This window comes from Pseudomaricurvus alkylphenolicus, from assembly GCF_011683955.1.
Lineage (GTDB): Bacteria > Pseudomonadota > Gammaproteobacteria > Pseudomonadales > Cellvibrionaceae > Pseudomaricurvus > Pseudomaricurvus alkylphenolicus.
Map to the genome: position 1 here is coordinate 453,841 of NZ_JAAQPI010000001.1, position 22,574 is coordinate 476,414.

General features: G+C 54.6%; 17 protein-coding genes. 4 read left to right on the forward strand and 13 right to left on the reverse strand.

Annotation, left to right across the window (positions count from 1 at the left end; all coding sequences use genetic code 11):
• Positions 1 to 5 precede the first annotated feature (5 nt).
• A complete protein-coding gene (locus HBA55_RS01795) occupies positions 6 to 1,547 on the reverse strand; it encodes an acetolactate synthase large subunit (RefSeq protein ID WP_166986192.1) in 1,542 nt (513 codons plus the stop codon).
• Between the two features lie 809 nt (positions 1,548 to 2,356).
• The gene (locus tag HBA55_RS01800) at positions 2,357 to 3,073 is read right to left on the reverse strand and encodes an IclR family transcriptional regulator (RefSeq protein ID WP_240945889.1); all 717 of its coding nucleotides are present in this window, start codon (positions 3,071 to 3,073) and stop codon (positions 2,357 to 2,359) included.
• Between the two features lie 168 nt (positions 3,074 to 3,241).
• Between HBA55_RS01800 and HBA55_RS01805 the strand changes: the two genes are divergently transcribed.
• Positions 3,242 to 4,654: an aldehyde dehydrogenase family protein gene (locus tag HBA55_RS01805; RefSeq protein ID WP_166986199.1), complete on the forward strand. Its 1,413-nt coding sequence runs from the start codon at positions 3,242 to 3,244 to the stop codon at positions 4,652 to 4,654.
• 20 nt (positions 4,655 to 4,674) lie between these two features.
• A complete protein-coding gene (locus HBA55_RS01810; RefSeq protein WP_166986202.1) occupies positions 4,675 to 6,012 on the forward strand; it encodes an aspartate aminotransferase family protein in 1,338 nt (445 codons plus the stop codon).
• Positions 6,013 to 6,080: 68 nt separating this feature from the next.
• On the opposite strand, the gene HBA55_RS01815 is transcribed toward HBA55_RS01810, so the two are convergent.
• From HBA55_RS01815 to HBA55_RS01825, 3 genes are all read right to left on the reverse strand, one after another.
• Positions 6,081 to 6,554: a hypothetical protein gene (locus HBA55_RS01815; protein WP_240945853.1), complete on the reverse strand. Its 474-nt coding sequence runs from the start codon at positions 6,552 to 6,554 to the stop codon at positions 6,081 to 6,083.
• 299 nt (positions 6,555 to 6,853) lie between these two features.
• Positions 6,854 to 7,639 (reverse strand): substrate-binding periplasmic protein, encoded by a 786-nt coding sequence (locus HBA55_RS01820; RefSeq protein WP_166986207.1) that lies wholly within the window; start codon positions 7,637 to 7,639, stop codon positions 6,854 to 6,856.
• Positions 7,632 to 8,672 carry an AraC family transcriptional regulator gene (locus HBA55_RS01825; RefSeq protein WP_166986210.1) on the reverse strand — a complete coding sequence of 347 codons (1,041 nt, stop codon included), beginning with the start codon at positions 8,670 to 8,672 and terminating at the stop codon, positions 7,632 to 7,634. Before HBA55_RS01825 ends, HBA55_RS01820 begins: the two co-directional genes overlap by 8 nt.
• Before the next feature lie 146 nt (positions 8,673 to 8,818).
• Here HBA55_RS01825 and HBA55_RS01830 point away from each other — a divergent pair, with 146 nt between their 5' ends.
• A complete protein-coding gene (locus tag HBA55_RS01830) occupies positions 8,819 to 9,715 on the forward strand; it encodes an enoyl-CoA hydratase/isomerase family protein (protein ID WP_166986213.1) in 897 nt (298 codons plus the stop codon).
• 94 nt (positions 9,716 to 9,809) lie between these two features.
• Here HBA55_RS01830 and HBA55_RS01835 read toward each other — a convergent pair whose 3' ends face one another.
• Both HBA55_RS01835 and HBA55_RS01840 read right to left on the reverse strand, forming a co-directional pair.
• On the reverse strand, positions 9,810 to 11,879 hold the full coding sequence (locus HBA55_RS01835) for an oxidoreductase (RefSeq protein WP_166986216.1): 2,070 nt from the start codon (positions 11,877 to 11,879) through the stop codon (positions 9,810 to 9,812).
• Positions 11,880 to 11,885: 6 nt separating this feature from the next.
• Positions 11,886 to 13,073 (reverse strand): aromatic ring-hydroxylating oxygenase subunit alpha, encoded by a 1,188-nt coding sequence (locus HBA55_RS01840; protein ID WP_166986220.1) that lies wholly within the window; start codon positions 13,071 to 13,073, stop codon positions 11,886 to 11,888.
• Between the two features lie 215 nt (positions 13,074 to 13,288).
• Here HBA55_RS01840 and HBA55_RS01845 point away from each other — a divergent pair, with 215 nt between their 5' ends.
• Complete coding sequence (locus tag HBA55_RS01845; RefSeq protein ID WP_166986223.1) at positions 13,289 to 13,675, forward strand: AraC family ligand binding domain-containing protein; 387 nt, start codon at positions 13,289 to 13,291, stop codon at positions 13,673 to 13,675.
• Positions 13,676 to 13,813: 138 nt separating this feature from the next.
• On the opposite strand, the gene HBA55_RS01850 is transcribed toward HBA55_RS01845, so the two are convergent.
• Genes HBA55_RS01850 through HBA55_RS01875 form a run of 6 tightly spaced genes read right to left on the reverse strand, consistent with a single transcriptional unit; the run spans position 13,814 to position 22,573 of the window.
• The gene (locus HBA55_RS01850; protein ID WP_166986226.1) at positions 13,814 to 15,400 is read right to left on the reverse strand and encodes a tetratricopeptide repeat-containing sulfotransferase family protein; all 1,587 of its coding nucleotides are present in this window, start codon (positions 15,398 to 15,400) and stop codon (positions 13,814 to 13,816) included.
• A gap of 25 nt (positions 15,401 to 15,425) precedes the next feature.
• A complete protein-coding gene (locus tag HBA55_RS01855; RefSeq protein ID WP_166986229.1) occupies positions 15,426 to 16,844 on the reverse strand; it encodes an aldehyde dehydrogenase family protein in 1,419 nt (472 codons plus the stop codon).
• Between the two features lie 8 nt (positions 16,845 to 16,852).
• Entirely contained in the window at positions 16,853 to 18,472 is a 1,620-nt protein-coding gene (locus tag HBA55_RS01860; protein WP_166986232.1) for a 5-guanidino-2-oxopentanoate decarboxylase, read from the reverse strand.
• Complete coding sequence (locus HBA55_RS01865; RefSeq protein ID WP_166986235.1) at positions 18,469 to 20,568, reverse strand: acetate--CoA ligase family protein; 2,100 nt, start codon at positions 20,566 to 20,568, stop codon at positions 18,469 to 18,471. The genes HBA55_RS01860 and HBA55_RS01865 overlap by 4 nt, the downstream gene beginning before the upstream one ends.
• A 54-nt stretch (positions 20,569 to 20,622) precedes the next feature.
• Positions 20,623 to 21,783, reverse strand: a complete 1,161-nt coding sequence (locus tag HBA55_RS01870; protein ID WP_166986238.1) for an acyl-CoA dehydrogenase family protein — start codon at positions 21,781 to 21,783, stop codon at positions 20,623 to 20,625.
• Positions 21,784 to 21,790: 7 nt separating this feature from the next.
• A complete protein-coding gene (locus tag HBA55_RS01875) occupies positions 21,791 to 22,573 on the reverse strand; it encodes an enoyl-CoA hydratase/isomerase family protein (RefSeq protein ID WP_166986241.1) in 783 nt (260 codons plus the stop codon).
• Position 22,574 lies beyond the last annotated feature (1 nt).

Genomic DNA, 22,574 nt, shown 5'->3' on the forward strand with positions numbered 1-22,574 from the left:
TCCGCTTACAGGGCCATTTCAATCAGTCGTGGCTCTTTTGCAGCGCAAGCTGCATTGAACTCCCGGGAGAGCTCTTCATTTGTGGCAACGGTTACGGCAGGTACTCCATAACCCCGCGACAGCGCCTGCCAGTCAATCCGTGGTTTTTCCAGTTCCGTTAGCGTCAGCGATTGAGGACCAAAGTCCGTCACTCCATAGCGACGCAATTCGTTCTGCAGAATGCCGTAGCGATGATTCGCCGCGATTAGGATCACGACCGGCAGTTGCTCTCTGGCTATCGTCCAAAGCGCCTGGATGGTGTATTGCGCACTGCCGTCGGATTGCAAACACACCACGGTGTTGCCTCTTTCCGCCAACGCGGCTCCCAGCCCGGCGGGAATACCCTGGCCAATGGCGCCACCGGTGTTGGTCATGACCCTGTGTTTGGCCGCGTGCGCAGAGGCAGAGAAAAACGGATAACCGCAGGTACCGCCTTCGACTGACACAATGCAATCGCGAGGAAGATTGGCCGAGACAACTTGCCCAATAGATTGAGGGGTTAACGCCTCATTTGGAGACGCAAGTGCAACCTCTCCTTGCAGTGGAGAAAAACCCGGTGCCGAAACCATCTCAGCCAAGGCGGAGAGCGCACTCGTTACATCATCACCAACACGAGCCAGCGACATGAGCCGATCTTCCTCAGCCAAACGGGAAGGCAGACCTTCGTAACCGAAATAACTGATAGGATCTACAACACCCGCGCAGACAACATAGTCGTACTGATTCAACACTTCGATGGCCTGCTCCGGAAAATAAGGCAATCGATCCAGATCTGGCAAGCCACCCCCGCGATAACTCAACCGGGGAAAGGTTTCCGCATACAGCTCAATGCCTTCAAGCCGCTTTAGGCGGCCAGCGGCCTTTAAGCCTTCTTCTGATAAACCCGTGTCGCCCACAATAAACACCAGACGCTTGCCGGCGCGAATCTGTACGGCAATCTCTTCAACACTGCCGTTATCAAAACGTCTGCTTGGAGCACTCACTGTCAAAGGCGTTGACTCTGCAGTGACATCGGCCGCCTGCAGATCCATGGGCAACATCAACGTTGCCACCTGCCCGGCCGGTTGCCAGGACGCTTTAACTGCTGCCAGAAAATCCTCTGGGATACCCGCCGCAGAACGGGACGTACGCACCCAACCTGATACCGGACGTGCCAGGGATTCGATATCGCTGGCCAGAGGGGGATCGTAATTCACGTGCCAGGCAGCGTGATCACCCACCACATTCACTATCGGGCTATTGGCACGGCGTGCGTTGTGGAGGTTGGCGATGCCATTGGCAAAGCCCGGCCCGAGATGGGTAAGGGTCAGAGCCGGCTTGGCGGCGATGCGGCCGTAGCCATCGGCGGCCCCGGTACAAACACCTTCGAACATGGACAGAACCGGTTTTAAGCGGTGCTCTGTCTCCATTGCCGCCACCAGGGGCATTTCTGTCGTACCGGGATTAGCGAAACAGTACTCAATGCCCGTTTCGACTGCGGACTTTACCAGTAATTCAGCGCCATTCATCTTTTCTAGAACACCGTTTTGATTGCTTGAATCTCATATTATGAGATTTGTGCTATTTGGTCAACGGATTTTATTGCCTGGTAGAGGGTAAATTTCTCAAAGCAAAGAAATCACTCAAGCTGGCGACATATCAGTCAACCGGTATCCAGGAGAACGGAAGTGCAAAAATGGAGGAGGAATGAGTAATAGAAGTGATTCTTACGACAGGCGGTTTTGTGCCATAACCTGAAGTAGATGTGTGCGCTCTTCGAGCGCAATCGCCGTACCCGATAAGGCGGGGCAGGCTCTCAGAGCCGGCTCCTACAGGATTCTCCAACCACCTGTAGGAGCGCGCTCTGAGCGCGATGGGTTTTCTCCATATCAACGGTTTGAAGTTGCAAAGTTCAGAACGAACAAGTCGGCATACCTCGGTCTTAAGGGTGGCTGGGTGTTCGTTGGAGGGGCATTTCAAGCGAACGCCGAAGGAGTCAATGAGACAAGCGTTTTTTGCTTGGCTCATTGGGGACTGAGGGAAGCCGGGAGGGCCGGTAGCGTGCCCCTCCAACGGACACCCAGCCGCCCGTTGTGGCACAAAATCACCAGCCCCTTTCCTCCTATCCGCAAAGAAAAGACCTGGGAAAAACACCTAATTCCAATGGTCGGTTATTGTGCAAAGAGACGGTGCCAACCCGGTCGCGCTCGGAGCGCGCTGCTACACACGAAGACAAACTGTGCCACGCCGAAGTTCAGCTTTTCGCACTCTGCCGACAGTCCGACCAGAACCGAGTTCAAAACTCAATTTCATCTACGCGCATTTGGGCCATTGCGGCTTAGGGATTAAGCTTCTCACTAATCAGGCGAGCGTATTCAATCACCAGTTCCACCACCACTTCCGAACGGAGCAACTCAAAGTCCCTGGTGTTACCCGCGGCGGCCAGACTAGCAACCACTTCGTCATTGGCAACATTGTTAATGGGCGCGGCAATACCTGTCAGTCCCAAATTGAGTTCATCGTGGGTTTGGCAGTAACCGTCCTGGCGGATTCTCTTGGTCACTTGCAAAAAATCCTTCCAGGAAAAGTCATAAGTCGTATCAGATTCGATATGCTCTTCAAAGATGCGCTTTAAACGCCTGCCTTTCTGATGAGAAACCAACACCTTGGACTGCGCCCCTTTAAAAATAGGTAGCGGCCGACCTCGACCAAAAGCCAGATTAATCGTCTTGGTGGGCTGCTCAACATGGGTGTTTATCACACGGCCGTCATAGTAAACACTGATAAAAACAGCCAGTCCTGTTTTCTCCGACAACGCCTGCATAGGCTCATGGCCCGCCAATATGAGCGGATCGTTTTGGCGCATCATACAATCGAGTTCAATCAGCCTCGGCCCCAGCGCATAGCTACCATCAAGGCGCCAGAGCAACCCGGCATCGCAGAGTTCCTTGACGTATCGATAAGCCGTTGCCCGTGACAAGTCCATTTCCTGGGCGATGAAATCGGCATCCAACTTCTGGGCCTCAGGCCCAAATAGGTCGAGAACCTTTAACATCTTGCTCAAACTCGACACCTAAACCTCCGCTGATCTTCTTCGTAATGTGGAAGCCCGGCATTATCTCAAAGTGCGACTGCCTTCTCCAATCGGGGAACATCAGATTATATTTATTTGACTAAATCTCATATTATGAGATTATTGCGAAAATCATAAGGAGGGCTCCCCATGAACAAGCACTTTGAACTGGTCATTGATGGTAAAGGCGAGGCAGGCGCAGAAGCCTGTTTTGATGTCATTAACCCGGCTACGGCAGAGGTCGTTGCACAATGCCCCTGTGGCTCTACAGAGCAACTCGATCAGGCGGTGGCCGCAGCCAAGCAAGCCTTTGTCAGCTGGCGACGAAGCTCTGATGCGGAGCGGCGGGCACTTCTCCATCGCATTGCAGACGACATCGAAAGCCGATGTGATGAATTGGCAAGGCTGATTGTGGAGGAACAGGGTAAGCCTCTGGCGCTGGCAGAATCGGAAGTAATGGGAGGAGTTGCCTGGACTCGCTACAACGCAGAACTGGACATTCCGGTAGAAGTCGTTGAAGAAACCTCCGACAAACGAATCGAGCTGCACCGCAAACCGCTCGGAGTGGTTGCCTCGATCACTCCCTGGAACTGGCCTTTTATGATAGCCGTCTGGCACATTATGCCCGCACTTCGCACAGGCAATACCGTTGTCAGCAAGCCCTCCGAATTTACACCCCTGAGTACACTTCGGTTGGTGGAGATCATCAATCTGCACGTTCCACCCGGAGTGATTAATATCGTGACCGGCGCCGCCGCTATTGGGGCGGCCATCACGGAACACTCTTTCATCAACAAGATAATTTTTACCGGCTCAACACAAACCGGTCAGCACATTATGCGAGGCGCCGCCGGCAATTTGAAAAGGCTGACGCTGGAGCTGGGCGGCAACGACGCTGGTATCGTGCTCCCGGACACCCATCCGGCTCAAGTTTGCGAAGACATTTTTCAGGCGGCCTTTTTGAATATGGGCCAAACCTGTGCCGCACTGAAACGATTATACGTACACGAGTCTCAATACCAGGATTTCTGCGAGCGTCTGACGCGAATTGCTGAACAACAAGTGGTTGGCAACGGGTTGGATGAGGGCGTGAACTTTGGCCCTATCCAAAACGCCCGTCAGTTCGACAAAGTGGCAAAACTGGTGGAAGACGCAAAACAACAAGGTGCAACGGTGCTGTGTGGCGGAGAAGCCATTAAGGGCGCTGGGTATTTTTACCCTCCGACGATTGTAGCAAACATCACCGATGGCACTGCGCTGGTGGACGAAGAACAGTTCGGTCCGGTGTTGCCTATTATCGCCTACCGGGATGTCAACGATGCGGTTGCCCGAGCCAATGCCAGCGACTCCGGTCTCGGTGGCTCAGTCTGGTCTTCAGACTCCGATGCCGCCAAAGAAATCGCCTCACAACTGGAGAGCGGAGTGAGCTGGGTTAATTGCCACGCGCAGATCCAACCCAACACTCCTTTCGGCGGCTGCAAAATGTCTGGATTCGGCGTGGAGTTTGGGCTTGAGGGGCTGCTTGAATACACCTCTCATCACCTGCTTTACGTTAACAAATAGCCTTCACCAGAGATGACGTTATGAACGAGAAATACAAAACAGCTGAAAGAAAATTCTGGCATCCCATGTCGCCTGCCAATTCAACGGCGCCGTTGATTATAGCCGGCAGCAACGGTAACTATGTCTCCGATATCGACGGCAATCAGCTGCTCGATGGCATAGCCGGATTGTGGAACGTCAACATCGGGCACAATCGTGAATCCGTAAAGCGAGCCATCCAACAACAGATGGACGAGCTGGCCTATTACCAAATGTTTGACGGTATTGCTCACCCCAGAGCATACGACCTTGCTGATCGTTTGACGTCAATGTTTGAACAGGAAGATATGTCGCGCGTGCTATTTAGCAGCGGCGGCTCCGATGCAGTGGAAACGGCACTGAAAATGGCCCGCCAATATTGGTTGGCGGCCGGCGAACCCAAACGCACCAAGTTTATGTCGCTACGCAATGCTTACCATGGTGTGCACTTCGGTGGCACCTCCGTGGGGGGCAACAACGTTTACCATCTAAACCACGGTCCTTTGATGCCCGGATGCATTATACTGGACACTCCCTGGCTGTATCGCAATCCCTGGGACTGTGAAGATCCTGAGCAGCTGGCGGCACATTGCGCCCGACAACTGGAAGACCAAATCCAGTTCCATGGCGCCGACAGCATTGCGGCATTTATTGCCGAACCGGTGCAGGGCGCGGGCGGCGTTATTGTCCCGCCACAAACCTATTGGCCAAAGGTACGGGAAATCTGCGACCGTTATGGCATTTTGTTGATCGCCGATGAGGTGGTTACCGGATTTGGCCGCACGGGTTCCATACTGGGCAGTCGTGGTTGGGGAGTGGCCCCGGATATTCTATGCCTGGCCAAAGGAATCTCCGCTGGCTACATCCCTCTGGGGGCAACCGTGTTTAACCGACGCATCGCCGAAACGATTGAAAACAGTAGCGACTTCAGTTCAATGATCATGCACGGTTATACCTATTCGGGTCACCCCACCGCCTGTGCTGCGGCTCTGGCCGTTCTGGATATTGTTGAGCAGGAAAGTCTGCCTGCGAACGCAGCAAAAGTAGGAGCGTATCTGTTGGAAGTTCTGCAGCCTTTGACCGATAAGTACGAAGTTGTCGGTGAGGTTCGGGGTAAGGGCTTGATGATTGCGCTGGATCTGGTAACGGATAAACAGACTCGCGAGCCAATCAATCCGATGGATGGTTATGCCTCACGAGTGGCGGAATCCACGCGCAGACAGGGTGTGCTGATCAGGCCCGTGGGGACCAAAATTATCTTGTCGCCGCCTCTGACTCTAACGACGGATGAAGCGGATAAAATTGCCGCAGCCTTGGATGTGGGGTTTGGGGAAACGTAGTCGAGAACAACCCAAACCAAAGATATTGGTCTTATGGTTTGGGTCTTTTCACTTACCGGGGCTACACTCTAAATACCATCTTCAGGGTTCAAGGTACGTTTCGCCAGATCAGCTTCGGACTTCTGCTGCCAAACAGGCCAGTACTTTGCCTGCTTCGCCTTTACACTATCCACATTGCTGTTGAACCACTGACTTGCCTTTGGTGAATTTTCAACCAGCTTGGTAGCACGAATCCACTTATCAAACGATTTGTCTTGGGTATTGAACTTGCTTGTCCCGTCATTGCGGATGGGCCATAGGGAAAATCGCGCCTTCCAGGCCCCCATACGAGGGGTCACCATGGAATAGTACACCTTGCCACCATCCAATTGAGCGTTGAGAAAATCAGCGGCTTCAGAGACTACCATAAACACTCGTTCACCCGGTTGGGTTTCATAAGCGATCTTTGTGTCGTTGGCGATGATACCTATGAACTCCGGATCGCCATCGGTAACGTCATAAAGAGAGGCATTAATGGCGCTACCGACAAACGATGAACGCATAAAAACCACCTGCGTCTTGTCTTCCGATACTCTTTCTAGTGTTTGATTGGTAGCCGTCTGCATTGGGTTCGAAGCACACCCGACAAAGAGCATACAGCAGGAAATAAATAGAATGCGTAAGGTGGTCATAAAGAGTCCCGTCCCTGTAATAGTGAAGAATCATCCGAACGTTCATAAGATGAACAGAATAATTCCGTGTCCAATTGGTTGATTGTGTTCGTCGGGAAGAATACCCGCTACGCCAGGCTATTTCAATATCTTAGACGCCGACTCAAATCTGCGTCTACCGATTGGCTTTGTTAAGGTACTTCCACTGTTCCCCGGAGTTTATGCTCTTGCATCAAGCTCCTGAGGGTACCATCGGCCTTTATCTCGCGAAAGGCGTTATTCAACCGACCGATGACCTCCTCGTTGTCTACCATTTGTGGCCCCAAACGCACACCGAGTGCATGCTTGGTCAGCGGTGTAGGTAGAATGGTCAATTTAGCCTGATCGACCGCTGGCATCTGGTCGATGGCATAGAGCAACGGATGTTCCGGTTCGATAAACAGGTCGACACGTTTGCGCGCAACCATCCGCAACCCGGTCTTTAGATTGGTGACATACACTTTATTTACCCGGTCTGAGTGGTGAAATCGATCGTCGTACCAGCTGCCGCGCAGTTGCGCTACTGACAGACCAAAAAGATCTTCGAACCGTTCAAAGCTGACTTCACTGTTTTTGCGTGCAGCAAAGTGGATATTGGCCACATAGAAGGGTTCGATCTTTACCGTTGGAAATCCGGGTTCCCAGATCATAAACACAGAAATAAAGCCGTCGGCATATCCGGTTTTTACCTTTTCGACGGCTCGGGCCCAGGGAACGATAGTAAGCTCAGGGCTAAAGCCGGCCCGCTCCACCGCCGTCGACACAGCGTGAGGAATATACCCCATATTGGGTAGCGATGGATCGGCGAGGCCCGGCCATTTCAATGAAGTCAGTTTAAGAGTGGGTTTTTCGCTGACCGGTTGCGACTGGCTTGAACTGATACTCAGGATATTGAGGACCAGAACAGCGATGGCGAACCAGAGTTTGCCGCTAACCATCAACCTTGATCTCACGTCGATACTGTACAGGCTGCAATCCTGTCCACTTTTTAAATGCCTTACGGAAAGCGCTGACATCGGAATAGCGCAGCTGATCCGCCACTTGTTCCACAGTCTTGCCAGGATCCTCAAGCAATGTCAGCGACCAGTCCCGCTTAATGTGATCGCGAATCTCCAAAAAGCTGGTGCCCTCCTTCTTTAGTTTTCGCCACAGCAGGTTTTTGTTCAAGCCCAGTAATTCAGCGACCTCCTCTACCTCCAGCCACTCTTGAGATTTGTTCATTAGCAGTAAGCGACGAACTTCTTGTGACAGTGGATTTTTTAAACGACTGACCAAGAATAGATGACGAGTGTTTTTAAGAAGTTGACTGACTTGATCACGAGTGCAGGACAGCTTGGCATCGCCGATACGGCGGTCGAACCTGACGCTGTTGCTTTCACAGCCATAGTGAATCTTGTTGCCAAACAGATAAGTGAGATTCTCATCGGTATTATTCTTTGAGAAGGTAAAATCGACTTCCCTCGGCTCCAGATCTTCACCCAACAACCACCCCAGCAACCGAATCGTCATCAATAACAGGCTCTGAATCACGAAGCGATAATCAAGCGGCAACAGGGGCTTGATCTGGATGCTGAGCAGGAGCTCATTCTGCTCTTCTTGCAACGACCAATGGAAATCGTCAGTAAACAATGCGTAGAAGTGATTGGCCTGATCAATCACCTCCTGCATATTTCGACAACCCACAACGCTGTAGCAGAAAACACTGAATGCCCGAATGGGTACCGGCCGCGACAGAAATCCCAGAAAGGCATCGTCCGTATGCTCACCCAATTGCTTCACCACTTGACTGTACTGATCCACTGAGACGCGAAATCCGGCAATATTCAGTTGGTTGAGGGAGAGACCCTGGTTGAGCAACAACTGCTCTACGGGCAGGCCCCGGTGTTGCGCCGCCGCCAGGACATCATTGAGGAACCCCACGGGAATACTGGGATACAGCAGCTTTCTCTGTAGTGATTGGTCGAATCTCAACCCCATGTTTCCTGCCCCATTGGTCCAATCTCACTCCCGCGATGCAATCTAAGGACCCCTTAACCTGTGGATTATAACCTTATTCGGACGCCCTGCAGCAGATATCTTGATCTCCAAGCTTTCTAACGTCGAAAAGGAGCAACACCATGCAATATCAACAGATTACCTACGCTCAGGAAGGTCCTGTCAGCATCATCACCTTTAACCGCCCGGAGGTAAAAAATTGTATCGGCACCCGTACCCATCGCGAACTGGTGCACGCCTTTAATCGCTTTCGCACGGACGATACCGCCAAGGTCGCCGTTTTAACGGGCGCCGGAGACTCCGCATTCTGCGCCGGTGGTGACTTGAAGAGCAATTTTGGCGCGACCGAGCCCACCGACCACCCCGACCCTGAAGTAGCGTCTCTGTGCCCGGTAGAAGCCGCCGATGTGGCCCGTCATAATCGTGGCGAAGCCCCTGGAATTCTGGGGCCCTCACGTTGGACGGACATCTACAAACCCATCATTGCCGCCGTTAATGGTGTGGCCTACGCAGGCGGCCTGGAATGGGCCTGCTTTGCGGATATGCGAATCGTGGAAGAGCACGCCTCCTTTGGCGTGACCTGCCGCCGCTGGAATATCGGTCTGGCCGATGGCGGCTCGCAGCGTTTACCGCGAATTGTGGGTATGGGCCGTGCCATGGAACTGATTATTACCGGTAAGGTGATTGATGCCCAGGAGGCGTATCGAATCGGGCTCGCCAATGAGGTCGTGGCCAAGGGTGAATCCCTGGCCCGTGCCGTGGAAATGGCTCAGTTTATTGCCACTCTGCCGCAGCCGGCCATCCATGCGGACAAAGAGGCTGCAGTGCGGGGGTTTGGACAGGATTTGCGTGAGGGACTGCGAATTGAAGCGGAATGTTTTAATCGCCTACTGACCACGTCGGACGCCAGCGACCAGCTGATGGAGGGGTTGCGTCGCTTTAACGAGCGTGATCATCCGGACAGAGTCAAAGGTGCCGCCAGGACGCCGGGTATTGTGCGGAGTGAAATTGAGGGTTAGGAGCCGCTCTAACGATGCCTCAAAAAGCGGGATTAGATTTAGTCAACTTGATACTGGACCTAATCCCGATGCGAAGGAACGCTAAGTTGGAGTTCTAAATATTGATGGTCTCTAAAATAATCTGTTCCCGTTTAAAGGAAACCGTGTGGGTCTGCTCCCGCCCGAACAAACGCGCAAAGCGATGCCCGGAATGAACCGCATCCACCACCGCACCCGGTGCTTCGCAGTCGCCGATACAGCGAATGCTCTCGAAGCGTTGCTCCTGTTCGGGTTGTGTGAGCTGCTCGAAGAGTTCATTCTTCGGCATGCGAGCCGTGGCGAGAATCAAAGTATCAAATGACAGTGTTTGACTCTTGCCACTATAGACACAGGCCAGCTCCAGCGTCTTGGCCTCCACCTTGGTCAACTGCTGTGTGGTGATGATGTTTACACCTGACTGAAGCAGTTTGGTTTGAACGAACCACTGTTCGTCGGTCAACGCCGTCCATTCAGAAACGCTGGTCGCCGGGGTGACCAAAGTAACACTGTGACCCGCGTTCATGTACTTTTCCGCCAGGCAGCCACCCATGTAGTAATGGTCGTCGTCAAAGATCACAACGTCGCCTTGCACATCGGCATCGTTCATACAGTCAGCCGGTGTCAGCACACGAGCATCCGGGTTAATCTCGATGGGCCGTTTGTTACTAAAACCCACGCCGTCGGCGCGCCACTGGGAACCGGTGGCCAGTACCACGTGCGAGAAACCAAATTCGATAATGTCTTCAGCGCTGAGCTGGCTATCGTAATAAATCTCCACGTTGGGCATACGTTTTAGCAAGGTTGCCCGGTAGTCGACCACTCGAATCCAGCTGCTAAGGCCTGGAAGCTTGGCTTCCTTGAGCAGTCGACCACCCAGCTCCTCTCCCGCTTCTGCCAGAGTGACATGATGGCCCATACGGCCCAGGGTCAACGCGCATTCCAACCCTGCCGGTCCCCCGCCAACAACTAACACAGACTCAGGCTCTGATGCTTGCGGGAACTTTTCAGGATGCCAACCCCGGCGCCACTCTTCGCCAATGGTCGGGTTTTGGGTGCATCGCAATGGCAGGGCTTCATTGTTGGCCGAGCGGCAAATATTGCAACCGATGCACTCACGGATTTCATCTTCTCGCCCTTCACGGATCTTGTTGGGCAGGAATGGATCGGCAATCGTCGGGCGGGCCGCACCGATAATATCAATCACGCCCCGGCGAATCTGGCCAGCCATGGTATCGGGCGAGGTAAATCGCCCCACCCCCACTACAGGTTTGCTGGTGGTGCTTTTCACAAAGTCGATAAACGATTCCTGATAGCCTTCGTTGGAAAAGCGGGCACTGCAGGAGTCGTTGCCGTTGTGGGAACCGGCAAAATTCACGTCCCAGAGATCGGGCAATTCAGCCAGCATTTCGATCACTTCCCGGTCTTCATAACCACCTTCGGTACCGATAACCGGATGAGCAAAACCATGCACGCCCAAACGCACGGCAACGGCGCAGCTGTCACCCACCGCCTCGCGGGTGTCTTCGATCATTTCCCGCAGCAGGCGAACACGGTTTGTCAGCGAACCACCGTATTCGTCAGTGCGCTGGTTGTATTTTTTGGACAGAAACTGAACTGGCAGAAACTCGTGTCCGGCATACACATAGATAATATCGTAGCCCGCTTGCTTTGCGCGCAGCGCCGCATCCACCTGCCACCGACGCAAATCACGAATGTCTTTCTTGGTCATCGCGCGAGACACACTGGCGGTGTGCAGATAGCCGGTCATATGGCCGGACGGGCTCATGGTGGGCACGCGGGTAAAGCGATTGTTGGACTTTAAACCGCCATGCCAAAGCTCAATCGCCGCCAGTGCATCGTGGCGATGAATTCCTTCGGCAGTTTGCGCCAATGCTTTAACGTCGTTGCCATCCCACAAGGCCTGGTAGGCACAGGGGCCATCGTCCGACGTTTCGTGGATGGAGCAATACTCCACCGATACCACGCCCCAGCCGCCTTCGGCCTTCATTTCACGATAAGCGGCGGAACTGTTGGGCATGTTATACCCCATGCCGTTGGCATGGGGTGTCTGGTAAAAACGGTTTTTTGCCGTAACCGGCCCGATGCGAATGGGCTCGAACAGGACATCGTAATTGCTGCTGTACATAGGCGGTTAAACCTCTTCCACCAAGGCTTCGATGCGATCACTCACATAACGGCGAATATCCAGGTTCCAATCTTCCATGGGGGAGAAAATGCCCACGTCGTGAACTCTGGCTTTCATCCCCTCCTGCACACGCTCACAGATGCCCCAGTCCTGACGGTTGACCAGATGCCAGAAGTCGACCACATCCGAGGGATCAAACTCTGTCTTTTCCATCTCGTAGGTTTCGAACAGGAAATAGCAGTCAATAATCGTGTGCCCACAGGCTTTGGGGTGCAGCACAAATGCCACCACGTGCTCTCGGGCAATGGACAGAAAGATATTGGGATACAGCAGTTCGCCCTTGTGACGGGTCTGCTCGTCTTCGTTCAGCCCCGGGAAAGAACGGCGTGGTGACGTACCGGTTTTGGTAAAGGTGTCTGCCCCTTCGCGGTGTGGTATGCCGCGATCCCAATCCAGATCGGTGGCGCCGTTTTCACGAAATGCAGGTACCACCTGGCACAGTTCCGGATGTACCGGACCACAGTGGTAACACTCGTTGTAGTTTTCGCAGATGACTTTCCAATTGGCGTTAACTTCGTAGCGAATGTGTTTGCCGGTTCGAAGTTCTTCCATGGGATAACGCACCAGCCGCTCGTCGACTTCTTTGACGTACTCTTCAAAATCCGGAGCTGTCTCCGGGGACAGATTCAAAAAAACAAAACCGCCCCAACATCCCACCCCCACGGGGTGCAGTCCATATTCCTCAACCTTAAACCCCATCTCCTCGGACATGTGTGGCGCGCTGAGTAGGTTACCGTTCAAATCGTAGGTCCAGGCGTGGTATGGACACATGATTTTGCCGTTAGGGCGGACACCGCCCCTGACCGGCACGCGGTTATTGGAATTTTCATTGGCTTCCTGATCATTGGTGGGACAGATGCGAGCACCGCGGTGACGACAAACATTGTAAAAGGCCTTGATCTCACCTTCACCATTTCTAACCACGATGATGCTTTCGCCCATGACGTCGAGAACTTTATGTGCACCCTTATCTGGATATTCCTCTTCGCGACCGACGCAAACCCACTCTTTATGAAAGATGTTTTCACGCTCAATCCTGAAGATCTTCTCATCCAGATACCAGTTTGAGGGCAGTGTGGACTCTACGGTTTTGGGTAGTCCATTGTCCGGGCGGGCTTTACTGTGTTGATTCATGGCTCTTTCTCCATCAGTCCCCATTGCGGGTGAATTATTTGTTTTGTCTGAAAGCGTTGAATCATCATACCCAAAATGGACCTTGCCACGAGTGATTGGATGGATGATTTTTTTTGCCTCTGCCGTTAGCAATATTCAATTGTGCGTAAAAGTTCTGGTGCACATACTTGATGTGCATTGAATATTTGAGGTCTTATGTTTTGGAAAATGGCGTTTTGGAAATAGTACGTTTGTTTAAACAGGATCAACAACAGTGGACAGTGGATGAAAGTCAGTCATCGATCTTACCGCTGGTCAATCGCAGCAACAGTAAAGCGCTCGGGGCAGGCATGGGTCTGTTTGTCGCCGGTTGCCATATGGAATGGACAGTGAGTTACGACGAAGTGCTGTTTATTCACGACGGTGAATTGGAATTGGTGGTGAATGATAAAATTTATCAAGCCGCTGCGGGGGATGTGCTTTGGATTCCCGAGGGAACCGCCCTTACCTACTCAGCCCCCAATGATGTTAAATTCTTCTATTCGGTGTATCCTTTGCAAAACTCGCCATCCACCGGTACCCAAACTCAATACCCGCATCAAGAACCCCTAACACTTGCTTAGGCCAATTTGGCACCGTTCTCCGTAGCGGCCCGCTCCGAGGGCGACTGGTTTTGGGTGTTCTATTGGAGCCATTTTCGCGGTCAGAGCCCGCTGCTACAGGTAAGGTTGATTGTGTGCCGGATAAAACGCGGCAGACTTTCAGAGCAGAATCCCGGCATTTTCCAACAACACTCGCAACGGTTCCAGCTGAGTTTCATAACGGCGCCATTTCTCAACCGAGCTGTTGTAGATGGGCTGCCGAATCTGCGCGGCGCTGGCGGTCATGCTCGCCTGGGTATTGCGATGGAATTCCAGACAGGCGTCTTCCCAAGGCAGATCACAATATTCCAGCAGACGCCGGGTCTGATTTTCCTGATCAGCCACCAGCTGCTCGTAGCTGACATCCAGGAACTTGCCCGGCATTACCTTGCGCCAGTGCGCCATCATGTGGTGGTAAGCAATGTAATAGCGGCCGAGGTCTTCCAGGTTGTAGGAGAAGGGGTAGGCGTCCTGGAACAGGGTTTTGTATATGGCATAGCAGGCGTCCATCGGGTGCCGGGTCAAGTGAATGATCTTGGCATTGGGCAACGCCATGGCAATCAGCCCCATATACAGATAGTTGAGGGGCAGCTTGTCGATAAAGTGAGGTTTACTGCCCGTCAATGGACGTGTGCTCTCGATATAGTCGTGACCCAACTGGCGAAAATCCACCGCCACAGAGCGTTTGATCATCTTGACCTTGTCGAGGGTTTCCGCCGGGCTGGCCCGACGGACCTGCTTGACCATTTCCGCAGCGAAATTTTGTAACTCACCCGCAGAGGTTACGCAACTGTGACTACCGAGAATACGTTCCACCAGCGTGGTGCCAGTGCGGGGTAACCCCAAAACAAAAATCGGTTCGTCGGAAAAACAGGTGTCCTGTTGCCGATTGATCACCGTTTCTGAAAAAGTCTGGACAATGTTGGATATGGCCTCCAGATCACCCTCTACCTGGTAATGAGTGTGACCGCGGCGAATATCCGCGCCTCGCTTCAGGGCTTTGAACGATTGCTCATAGCGCCCAACGTCTTCGCATTCCTTTGCCAGGGCAAAGCAGAGTTGCACTTCGTCCCGCCAGTTTTCAAAGTGGTTCTGCAGCAGGCCCGCCAGTTCATCAATATGATTGCGCTCTTCGGTCTGTTTACGCAATTGAGAGCGATTGGCGTAAGCCTCAAAGTCCTCGGGATGGCGTTCGATAACCTTATCGTAAATGGTTTCGGCCGCTTCCAACTCACCCAGCCCCCGCAAAGCGGTGGCGAGGTTAAACTGGTAGTGCATGCTGTCAGGCACCAATGCCGCAGCTGCCTCAAACACCTCGCGTGCCTTGTGCAATTCTCCGCAGCCCGTATAAACCCGGCCGAGTGTGTCCAACGCGATGGGATTGTTTTCACAGTCGCGCCGACAATCGTCGGCAATCTTGAGGGCCTGGGCGATGTCGAGAACATGGAGATGCGCATTGGCCAGCTGCGCCCGGTATTCGCCTGCCGCTGCAGACGCCTTGGCATCGAGCAGATCAATGGCTTTTTTGGAGAATTCGATCGCGCGGGCGGCTTGCTTTAACGCCAGCGCGATCAGGCTGTACAGATGCCAGAATGCCGCCTCACGAGGAAAGTGTTTAACCAGATCCGCCACAATGGGTGCCGCTTCCCGATGACGCCCCTGGCTGACCATGGTAACGGCTTTCTGGTGTAGCAAACTGGCATCCATAGATCACTTCCCTCACAGGTTAGTTTCAATAAAGCAGCGCCTTGCGCTCAATAAATTCATCCAAACCGGACAGCCCCCATTCTCTACCATTACCGGACTGTTTGTAACCTCCAAACGGCGCCTGGTACGAAAAATCCGCGCCATTGAGGAATACCTGGCCGGTTCGCAAGCGGCGGGCGATCCTGGCAGCAGCGTCCTTATCCTCAGCCCAAACCCCGCCACTCAAGCCAAACGGGGAGTCATTGGCAATGCTGACGGCCTCCTCCAAAGTGTCGTAGGCGATGATGCACAGTACCGGTCCAAAGATTTCATCCTGGGCGATATCCATACGATTGTCCACATCCACAAAAATCGTCGGCCGGATGTAATACCCCTTTTTAAACTCATTCTCAGAAGGCAGACCGCCGGTAATCATCCTGGCCCCTTCATCAATCCCCCGCACGATATAGCGCAACACCGTTTCGTACTGTCGCTGGGAACACATCGGGCCCAGGTCGCTGGCGGGATTCGACGGATCTCCCACCTGCAGGGATTCCGCGACCTTTCGAGCCATCACAGAGGCTTCGAAATAGCGGCTTCGCGGCACCAGCATGCGACTCAATGCGGTGCAGGTCTGTCCGGAATTGATCATCACATCCTGAACACCGTAGGTAACCGCCGCCTCAAGATCGGCGTCCTCGGTAATCAGCAGTGCGGATTTGCCGCCTAACTCCTGGCATACTCTTTTAACGGATTTCGCCGCCACTTCCGCCACTCGAATGCCCGCACCGGTGGAGCCGGTAAAGGACACCATATCCACCTCGGGGTGAGTGGCCATGGCTTCTCCCACAACTTTGCCAGGTCCGGAAACCAGGTTGAACACGCCTGCGGGCAGCCCCACCTGGTCGATGATCTCTGCCAGCAGAAATGCGTGCAGCGGCGTTTCTTCGCTGGGCTTGACAACCATGCAGCACCCGGCCGCCAACGCCGGGGCAAGCTTGCCGATCAGCTGATGCAGAGGATAGTTCCAGGGATTGACAAACGCGCACACACCGATGGGCTCACGCAACACCTGTGCATTGTCGACGCGCTCTTCTTCCTCCATGTGTCTCGCCAGAGCAGCATAACTGCGTAAACCCTCAATGGGGCCGTTGACCTGGACTTCCAGGGACAGGTGCAATGGCATACCCAATTCTGACGAAATCAATTGGGCAAATTCCTGGCGGCGGTGATGCAGCTGCTCCGCAATCCTGTCGATATAGTTCGCCCGCTCAGAAGCGGGTGTGGTGGACCACTCGGGGAATGCGACACGGGCGGCTTGCACTGCCTTGTCCACGTCCCGGGCGTTACCCTGAATCACTCTGGCAAAGGGTTGCTCTGTAGCGGGGTTGATGACATCCAAAAAGTGCTCTTGATCAGCGGCGCACCAGGCGCCGTCAATGTAGAGGTGGTTGTGTTGGTACATTTGAGTCCTCAAGGTACTGCGCTTTCGTGCATCTCGATCAGGGTTACGCCCGGGTGGTTGAGCGCTTCCTTCAGGTCGGTTTCCAGTGCCGCCAGTGATTGAGGCTGAACCGCCCGGCACCCAAAGCCTTGCGCCAGTTTGATGTAGTCGGGATTGGTTGGTGAAACGCCAATGGGCGGAATATCCAGCGCCACCATATCATCGCGGATTTGACCCAGGCTGTCGTTGTTCCACAGCAGCACCACAAAGCAGGAATCCAATTCTTCGGTGGCTGTGGCCAGTTCCTGCAGGGTGTAGAGAAAACCACCATCTCCGGCGAGCACCACGCAGGGCCGGTCCGGCGCTCCGATCTTGGCGCCCAGGCCGGCCGGCATTCCGTAACCCAGGGTTCCGTATCCCGTCGGATGCAGCCAGCTGCGCACCTGATCCACCGGGAAGCTGTAGTTGCCGGTATAGGCAATCTGGGTCATATCCGTGGCAACCACTGCATCAGCGGGCAAGCAGCGACGCAGCACGTCCAGCACTGCCAGGTGTTTTTGTTGTAATGGCGGCTGAGATTCTCTAACGCGACGTCTAAGCTGACTGACAGCATCGGCAACCGGCTCAGCAGTGGAATTGCCGTCCAGTTGCTGCGACAGCGCCATAGCCGCGGCTTTCGCATCTGAAACAATCGCCACTGCGGCCGGATACAGATCGTTCATCTTTCCCGGATCAATATCCACGCGGATCAGCTTGCCGTTAAACGGTAGCTTATCCCGCCACATATCCGTGTCCGCCAGCTCCGTACCTATGGCTAACATCACGTCGGCGCTTTCCACGTAGTCCCATGCAGGCTCGGTACACAAGATCGCACCTGCGTTATTGGGATGGGTATCAGGCAAAATACCCTTGCCAGCCACCGTTGAGAAAAAGGTGGCTCCCGACTGTTCAACCAGTTCGGTAACCGCCTCTGCCGCGTCCACGGCACCACCACCGGCTACGATTACCGGACGCTGCGCCGCTTTCAGCAGATTGGCGGCAGCGGCGATTGCACCCTGAGTCGGTACCGGACGCTCGCTAGCCACTCTGACTTCCGTTGTCCAGTCGCGCCCGACAGGTGTTGCCAGCACATCCAATGGAATTTCAATATGCACTGGACGTGGCCTGGCACTGCGAAATACCGCAAATGCACGAGCAATCAGGTCGGGAATATCATCGGCCTGATAGGCGGTGGCGCTGAACTCCGTCAGTGGCTCGCTGATGGCCCGTTGATTTTGGGTCTCGTGTAGGCGCCCCCAACCTTTGCCCAAGGTATGGGTTTCGTTGACGCTGGTGATCACCAGCATCGGTACCGAATCCGCGTAGGCCTGCCCCATGGGTGTGGCAATGTTGGTCAGCCCCGGCCCGGTGATAATAAAACACACGCCCGGTTTACCGGTTACGCGTGCGTAGCCGTCTGCCATAAAACCCGCGCCTTGTTCATGGCGGGACAGCACGTGCCGGATATTGCGGCCCGGCAGCCCCCGATACAGCTCCAGGGTGTGTACGCCGGGAATGCCAAACACGGTATCCACCTGGTAGGCTTCCAGCAGTTTTACCAGTGCCTGGCCACAGGTCATGGCCTTGTCAGAAACCGTAGTGCCGGTCATTGTGAACCTCCCTCACGAATTAGCGCATCCACCGCCACCACGCCTTGTTCATGTACCATCAGCGGATTAACGTCCAGTTCGGCAATGGTGTCAGCATGTTCTGTAGCATAGTGGGCGATAGCCATAATCGCATTGACCGTGGCATCCACATCGCCGCCGGGTTTACCGCGAAAACCTTGCAGCAGTTTGTGTATCTTCAAGCTTTCCAGCGCACGTCGTACCTCTGCCTCGCTGGTGGGTAACAACAGACTGGCGCTGTCGTTGACCAGCTCTACCAACACGCCACCGGCGCCGATCACCAGGGCGATGCCGAAGCCGGCTTCGCTTTTGATGCCCACGATCAATTCGGCGACGGGCGAGGGTGACATCCGCTCCACCAAAATGCGGCCGGTGTCCACATGAGGGTGAGACTTCATCAGTCGCTGCACCATGTCGTCGACTGCGCTTTGCACCTCTTGCGCCGATTGCAGATTCAGTTTCACAGCACCGGCCTCGGTTTTGTGGGGCAATTGCGCACTGGCGACTTTTACCACGACTGGAAAGCCCAGTGCCTCCGCAGCCTCTCCGGCGTTTTCAGGGGTGGCCAGTGTGGCAGAAGGAATCGGCAGACCGTAACGTCCAAGCCGCTGTTTACTCTCCCATTCGTCCAGAGTTCGGGGTTCTTCATTCAGTGGTTCAGAACGAGCCAAGGAGGCATCCAACGCGATGGGATCGGCTAACAACTGCTGTCGGCGACGACTGTAGGCAACCACCTGGCCGATCGCTTGCAGGGCGTCCTCAATCCCCTGCAATGCCGGTACGCCCAGTGCCTGCAATTTTTCCCGACCGGACGCCGGCAACAATTCCGGGAAGACCGACGCCACCGCGCCTGGAAAACCCCGTTGCGCCAATGTTTCGCCGAATACTTCGGCCATCAGATCGCATTCCCCCCGTTCGCCTGTCTCTTCACCGGGATAGTCCAGAATCAGAAAACCGTAATCAAAGTCGCCGTCGAGCATACCGCTCACACAGCGACTCAAGGCATCTCGATCTCCCCAGATAGCAGTGGTAAAGTCGAGAGGATTGGCCACGTTGGCAAAAATCGGCAAAACCTCGGTCAGCGTTTGGTGTTGCTCCTCGGTCGGCTGTGGCAGATCCAGTCCGTTGCTTTCGCAGTAGTCAGCAATCAAACCGGCATCGCCACCGGAGCATGCCAAGGCGGCGATTTTAGAACCCTGAGGCAAGTTGCCAGAGGCTACAATCTTCAAGGTCTCGATAAAGCCCACTGGACCACTGACCCGAATCGCTCCGACCCGTTCAAACAAGGTGTTGTAAAGTTCGTCTGAACCCGCCAGCGAACTGGTATGGCTTAATGCCAGCTCGGCACCAATACTGGAGGTACCGCTTTTGAGCACGATAATGGGTACGCCCTGCTTCAGTGCCCGGGTCGCTGCACGGGCAAAGGCGCCGACATCTTTCAGCCCCTCCAGGTGCAAACCAATGGCGGTAACCCGTGGTTCGTCCAGCAGCACCTCGATGATATCCGCCACAGTGACACTGGCCTGGTTGCCGACGCTTACCATATATGAAACGGGTAGCGAGCGGTCCGTCATCGACAGGTTGTAGGCGAAGTTACCGCTCTGGGTGATGACCGCCACGCCTTTTTCTACCAGCTTGCCGCCATGAGCCACCGGCCACAGCGCCGCCCCGTGAAGATAGTCCAACAGGCCATAACAGTTGGGGCCGATGATCGCCATGGAACCGGCGGCTTTTACCAAAGCTTCCTGCATCTCCGCGCCCTGTTCGTCCATTTCCGCAAAACCCGATGCATAACACACCGCTCCGCCCGCCCCCAGAACGCTGAGGTCGGTGACGATGTCCACGGTAATTTCGCGACTGGTAGCGATAAAGCTCGCGTCCGGCGCCTCGGGCAAATCCCGGACGGAGGGGTAGCAAATTTCGCCGTCAATGTCTTTGCGGGTCGGGTTCACCAACCAAACCTGCCCTGTAAAGCCTCCCGCGCGGCAGCGCTTGGCTGCGGCGGCCATGGCGCTGCCACCCACAAAGGCAATGTGTCTCGGTGCCATCAAGCGTTTTAAATTCTCGCGACATGCCATGCTTAAAACTCCCGGTAAATCTCTTTATTGTTCACTCTTGCTCCAATCCGATGCTCAGCGTTCCAGAGGACGCAGCAGCTCGCGGGAAATAATGTGCCGCTGAATCTCGGAGGTGCCCTCCCAGATGCGTTCGATGCGTGCGTTTCGCCACATTCTCTCCACCGGGAGTTCATCCATCAGCCCCATACCACCAAACAACTGCACGGTGTTGTCTGTGACTCGCGCCAGGGTTTCGCTGGCAAACAGTTTGGCCATGCCGGCATCACCGTCGGTCATGGTGCCCTGATCCATTTTCCAGGCGGTATGCAGTGTTAATAAATCGGCGGCTCGGATTTCGGTGGCCATATCAGCCAATTTAAACGAGACGCCCTGATATTTACCGATACTCTGGCCAAATTGCTTGCGGTCGGCACACCACTCAGTGGCCAGCGCCATGGCACGCTGGGCCTGACCCACGCAGTTGGCGGCGACCATAACGCGCCCGGCTGTGAGCCAATCGTTCGCTACCGCCCAGCCTTTGCCGACCTCGCCCAGCACATTGGCGGCGGGAACCCGGCAGTCGTCAAAGAACAACTCGTAGGTGTGGTAGCCGCGGTTGCTGACGCATTTGGGACCGCGCTGAATGGTCATACCCGGTGTTCCCTTGTCGACCAGAAACGCCGTTACTTCGTTGCGTTTGCGTCCGTTGACTTCTGATACACCGGTCACGGCAAATACAATAGCGAAGTCCGCATGGCCCGCGTGGCTGATAAAGTGTTTGCTGCCTTTGATAACAAAATCGTCGCCGTCGCGAACAGCGCGGGTTTTGATATTGGCGGCGTCGGAACCGGCATCCGGTTCGGTCAGTGCAAAGCAATCGATTTTTTCGCCACGTATGCAGGGCAACAGGTAGTCGTCAATTTGACTGCCCTGGCAGGCCATTAAGATTTTGGAGGGGCGAGCCACAAACACATGCAGCGCCCAGCTGACTTTCGACAGCTCCCGTTCGATCAACGCCTGGGAGAGATAATCCAGACCGCCGCCGCCAACCTCTTCCGGCATGTTAAATGCGTAGAGTCCGGTCTCTATCGCTTTGCCGCGAATCTGTGCCGCCAGCTCCTGCGGCACTACGTCCTCGGCGTCCACTTCGGCCTCATGGGGCAGCAGCTCTTTTTCAACAAATGCCTGAACGGTGGAGATCAGCATTTCGTGCTCGTTTGACAGTTGAAAATCCATAGGGGTTTTACCTTCCGACAAAATTGGGGGTTCGATGTTCTGATACCGCTGCAAGCGCCTCATCAGCGTCTTCAGTGCGACCACAGGCAATAGCGAATTCTTTTTCCAATTCCAGTTGTTGGGCGAAATCGGTTCGCAGGCTTTGTTGCAACAACTGTTTGGTTTTACCAAACGCATAGGTCGGGCCGGCAGCCAGGGTTTTGGCGGTCGCCCGCACGGCATTGATCAGTTCTTCGACCTCATACACCTCGCTGACCATACCGGCCTGTTTGGCGCGGTTGGCGGGCCAGGGCTCATCAAAGAACAGAAATTCGCGGCTGGCGTCCAGACCGATCAAACGCGGCAGCAACCAACTGCCACCGGCGTCCGGGCTGTAAGCCATGCGGGTATAGCCCGGCAGAAACTTGGCAACCGAGGCGGCGTAGCGAAAATCGCAGCACATACTCAGATCCAGCCCCGCTCCAACCGCCGCGCCATTAATGGCGGCGATGGTGGGCTTGGGCAACTGCTGCAACTTAAGCATCAGTGCATGAGCTTTCTCCGTCCAACCATAGGTTTCCAGACGGCCTTCGGCTTCCATTTGCGCCCATTCCTCAACATCGGCGCCGGCACAAAAGCTGCGTCCTTCGCCGGTGATCAACAGGCAACGCACGTCGGCGTCACCCGCGGTTTGGTCCAGGCACTGGTTGAGCTCCGTCAGCATCTCAACGTTGATGGCGTTTCTCTGTTGCGGACGGGCGAGCGTCAGCTCGCAAACGCCGTCTGCAATCGAAGTGGTTATTGAACTCATA

Coding starts and splice junctions, on each gene's coding strand:
- HBA55_RS01795 (WP_166986192.1), bottom strand. CDS start 1,547: ATGAATGGCGCTGAATTACTGGTAAAGTCCGCAGTCGAAACGGGCATT.
- HBA55_RS01800 (WP_240945889.1), bottom strand. CDS start 3,073: ATGTTAAAGGTTCTCGACCTATTTGGGCCTGAGGCCCAGAAGTTGGAT.
- HBA55_RS01805 (WP_166986199.1), top strand. CDS start 3,242: ATGAACAAGCACTTTGAACTGGTCATTGATGGTAAAGGCGAGGCAGGC.
- HBA55_RS01810 (WP_166986202.1), top strand. CDS start 4,675: ATGAACGAGAAATACAAAACAGCTGAAAGAAAATTCTGGCATCCCATG.
- HBA55_RS01815 (WP_240945853.1), bottom strand. CDS start 6,554: ATGCGTTCATCGTTTGTCGGTAGCGCCATTAATGCCTCTCTTTATGAC.
- HBA55_RS01820 (WP_166986207.1), bottom strand. CDS start 7,639: ATGGTTAGCGGCAAACTCTGGTTCGCCATCGCTGTTCTGGTCCTCAAT.
- HBA55_RS01830 (WP_166986213.1), top strand. CDS start 8,819: ATGCAATATCAACAGATTACCTACGCTCAGGAAGGTCCTGTCAGCATC.
- HBA55_RS01835 (WP_166986216.1), bottom strand. CDS start 11,879: ATGTACAGCAGCAATTACGATGTCCTGTTCGAGCCCATTCGCATCGGG.
- HBA55_RS01840 (WP_166986220.1), bottom strand. CDS start 13,073: ATGAATCAACACAGTAAAGCCCGCCCGGACAATGGACTACCCAAAACC.
- HBA55_RS01850 (WP_166986226.1), bottom strand. CDS start 15,400: ATGGATGCCAGTTTGCTACACCAGAAAGCCGTTACCATGGTCAGCCAG.
- HBA55_RS01855 (WP_166986229.1), bottom strand. CDS start 16,844: ATGTACCAACACAACCACCTCTACATTGACGGCGCCTGGTGCGCCGCT.
- HBA55_RS01860 (WP_166986232.1), bottom strand. CDS start 18,472: ATGACCGGCACTACGGTTTCTGACAAGGCCATGACCTGTGGCCAGGCA.
- HBA55_RS01865 (WP_166986235.1), bottom strand. CDS start 20,568: ATGGCATGTCGCGAGAATTTAAAACGCTTGATGGCACCGAGACACATT.
- HBA55_RS01870 (WP_166986238.1), bottom strand. CDS start 21,783: ATGGATTTTCAACTGTCAAACGAGCACGAAATGCTGATCTCCACCGTT.
- HBA55_RS01875 (WP_166986241.1), bottom strand. CDS start 22,573: ATGAGTTCAATAACCACTTCGATTGCAGACGGCGTTTGCGAGCTGACG.